We start from the raw sequence: 1,746 nt of genomic DNA, 5'->3' as shown, positions 1-1,746 counted from the left end.
CTTAACTGCTTATCAAGCTATTCAAAAAGCCCTCTCTCTTCATGGCTCCCTTTTTTCCCCTAGTTGAGCAATTACAATCTAAGTTTACCGATACCTGTAGTGTTTAACCTATCTTCTTGGGCGAACGAGGGAAAGTCGCTCGTCGATTGGTTGATTAATGAATTGCTAGAAAAATATCAGGTTCCCAAGTCATTGAGCGAGCATTGGATTACACAACAGCAGCTAATCTTATTGCTGGATGGGCTGGATGAAGTTCTAGAAGACTATCGCAACGATTGCGTTCGTGCGTTAAACAAGTTTATTGGGGATTATCCCCAAACCGAGATAGCAGTTTGTAGCCGAGTAAAAGATTACGAGGCGCTGACAGAACGCTTACAGCTCAGCAGTGCCCTTTGCCTGCAACCCCTCTCACCAGAGCAAATACATCAGTTTTTAGAAAGCGTAGGTGGCTCTCTGGCAGGCTTAAAAGTGCTGCTTAAAAACGATGCGGAACTAGAGCAGCTTGCTCAAACGCCGCTGATTGCAAACTTTATGAGTGTGGCATACCAGGGATGGTCAGCCGAAGAGTTGATACCCCAATTGAGAACTCCAGCAGATCGTCATCAACGTTTATTTGATACTTATATCGATCGCAGGCTAGAGCAAGGTGCTGCTTCAAAATATTCCAAAGATAATGTGCTGCGTTGGCTGAGTTCGTTGGCAAGCCGGATGGTGCGGGAAAAGCAAACGATCTTCTTGATTGAGAAGATGCAGCCAACCTGGCTAAACAATGGCAGAGAGGAAAGAGCTTATCGAATTAGAGCTTTTCTGATTGGTGGGCTAAGTTTTGGGCTGATTGGTTGGCTGATTGCTTGGTTGATTGCTTGGGTGATTGATAAGCAGATTAATGGGCCGATTTATGGGCTGCTTTGTGGGCTATTTTGTGGGCTGTTTTTTGGACCGATTGGTGGGCTGATTACTGGTTTACCAATAAAAATATCACCCTTAGAAAAACCTAGTTGGTCATGGCAAAGAGCTAAGTCTAGATTTGTACGTGAATTTTCTACTGGTGTCTATTACGGGCTGATTGCTGGGCTGAGTGGTGGGCTGACTGGGCTGAGTCTTAAGCTGATTCAGTCGGGAGGTAAACTGGGTGAGTTAGTTGCTACGCTGAGTAGTGCGCTGAGTGGTGCGCTAATTTTAGGGCTGATTTTAGGGCTGATTTTTGGACTGGGTAGCGGACTGGATAGTTCTGAAATAGTTCAGCGAACAGTTCCAAATCAGGGAATTCGCACTTCTCTAAGAAACTGCGTTTTCATCGGGCTGATTGTTGGGCTGAGCTTGGGGCTGAGTTTTGGGCTGATTGGTAAGTGGATTCTTGGGCTGAGTTTTGGCCTGAGTTTTGGACTGATTTCTGCACTGAAGTACGGTGGAGCAGCTTGCATTCAACACTTCACTCTGCGCTGGACACTTCACCAGAAGAATCGCATCCCCCAAAACTATGCAAAATTCCTTGACTTTATTTCAGGGCGTCGTTTGATGAAAAGAGTTGGGGGCGGTTATGTCTTTTTCCACCGGATGCTGTTAGAACATTTTGCTCGAATGAACCCTAACTAAAACCAATCTAGAGAATCGTAATCCTGAAGTTGAAAGATGGAGGAGAATAATGGTTAACAAAGCGCCCCTGAAACAGGGTAAGCTCATCTAATTTGGTATAAATTGTACTTGACAAAAAGCCGCCAATAGGCTCTATATCTGTGCACCGAA

Annotated in this window: 1 protein-coding gene; it reads left to right on the top strand. The window is 45.1% G+C overall.

Features of this window, described 5'->3' with window-relative positions; genetic code table 11:
- The first annotated feature begins 99 nt into the window (after positions 1 to 99).
- A complete protein-coding gene (locus QUA33_RS28000; protein WP_333153023.1) occupies positions 100 to 1,596 on the top strand; it encodes a hypothetical protein in 1,497 nt (498 codons plus the stop codon).
- Positions 1,597 to 1,746: the final 150 nt, after the last annotated feature.

Origin of the sequence: Microcoleus sp. Pol14D4 (assembly GCF_036701245.1) — a bacterium.
Lineage (GTDB): Bacteria > Cyanobacteriota > Cyanobacteriia > Cyanobacteriales > Microcoleaceae > Microcoleus.
This window is presented reverse-complemented; position numbering and strand designations above follow the sequence as displayed.